The following is a 1,825-nucleotide window of genomic DNA, read 5'->3' on the forward strand; positions in this document are numbered from 1 at the left end:
GGGCTTGGTGCCCTTCTTGTGGTGGGCGGGGCGAGTGTGTGCCTCGCCTGTGGCCAGGACGCGTCCCACGTCGTGGCGTGGCGCCAGTCGGCGGTTCTTGTAGCCGGGCGGACGGCCGGGGCCGGGAGTGGTGGGTTTCGGTGCACGCGCTGGTGAGGGCGTCTTCGCGTGGAGGTTCCGGAACCCCCGGCGGACTCTGGCCGGGGTGAGCTTGTTCGGCTCGGCCTTCTTCTCCCATGGCCGCCGCAGGTCAACGGCGAGCGGACGGGCGAGCCGGAGCTGGGTGTGAGCGGCGATCACCAGCCACGTCCAGCGGTCGGCGGCCTCGGGGCTGCGGAGCCTGGGCTTCGTCCATCCCAGGGTCTGCTTGAACAGGCGGAATGTGTGCTCGACGTCGAATCTGCGCAGGAAGGACTGCCAGCAGCGGTCGACGTCCGCCGCGGTGGCGCCGGTGCCCGACCACCACAGCCAGACCGGCTTGTTGACCCCGCCGGAGGGCAGCTTCTCCACGATCAGGCGGATGACGGTGCCCTCGATGACAGGCAGCGCACCCTCGTAGTCGGCCCAGGCCGCCCGGCGGGTCAGCCGCGGGTGCAGCCGGTGCCACGCCTGCGAGGTCGCCTTCCCGTAGAGCCGCGTGTCGGTGACCGTCACAGCCTGCTCGGCGCCCCAGGTGTCGGGCTGGCCGAAGACGAACTCGCCGCCGTGCTTGGGCGGCCGGCCGCCCTTGGGGTTGTAGACGCGCGGCGGTGTCGGCCGGCGCATCACCCGGTCCGAGCGCAGCCGTCCCAGGATCTCCACGGGCAGGCCGGCCAGCAGGTGGGCGATGCGAGGGGCGTCGTATCCGGAGTCCAGCACGATGAGGATCTCAGGATCCCCCTCACGCCACTGACCAGCAGCGATGAGCCGATCGACGACCTCGCGCAACTGGACGGTCGTAACTGCGGCGAGGTCACCGCCCGGCTGGAGACGGATGGCGTGGAGCACCGCGGTCCAGGAGGTGCGGCCGGTCTCCAGCGCGGCCACGACCGAGTACGGCCAGCCCGGAATCATCTGGTGCTTGGCCTCGCCCCGGCCGTAGGTGTGGCAGAACGAGCGGTCCGGGCAAGTCGCAGCATCCGGCCGCAGCCACGGCGAGACGTCGACCGCCAGGACCAGGCGGCCGTCGGCGGCCTTGGGCAGCGCCAGCCCCGCGATCCTCCTCCGCAGCTGGCCGATATCCACATGCCCCTTGTTCAAGCCGCCGTACAAGGCACCGTGACCACGGCGGTGTTCCGGCGCCAGGGCGAGATCAACCAGTGTCCTGACCGGCCCGTCCGTGCACAGCAGAGCGTCGGTGAGCTCGAACAGCGCGTCAGCCCGTCCCTTCAGGCAGTCGTAGAAGTCGCCACGGAAGCGTGACAGCCTCGCGAACGCCTCATGCCGGTCCCACTGTTACAGCACACTCATCTCCACGGCCTCGGTCTGGTCAGGTGCGTCCTTGGTCGGAGCACATGATCAGGCCGAGGCCGCCCGCGCGTCCCGCGAATGCCCAGGTGAGCGACCCAGTTCGAGGCACGTTTCGACCTCGTCAGATAAACGACAAGCTGAGTGGCTGTTTGCGACGTCGGCTGATCCATCGTGGCAGCGAGTACCAATCTTCGTGATTCATCGCACGAAATGGTCCGCCGACGCTGTCGGCTATGGTGAAGGCATGTGTTGCTGCGCTGCCATGACCACCCGTGCCGCCGCTTAGACGTCATCTCATTTGGCGAGTCTGCGGTAGCAGATGAGGGTGCAGGCGATGCTGGTGAAGGCCAGGAAGTGCTCGGCTTTGCGCTCGTAG

Annotated in this window: 1 protein-coding gene; it reads right to left on the reverse strand. The window is 68.8% G+C overall.

Features of this window, described 5'->3' with window-relative positions:
• Positions 1-1,404, reverse strand: a 1,404-nt coding sequence (locus tag ACZ6BB_RS42150) for an NF041680 family putative transposase (RefSeq protein WP_471620372.1), incomplete at its 3' end; no start/stop codon positions are given.
• Between the last annotated feature and the right edge of the window lie 421 nt (positions 1,405-1,825).

The organism is Streptomyces sp. NPDC041108, assembly GCF_055592645.1.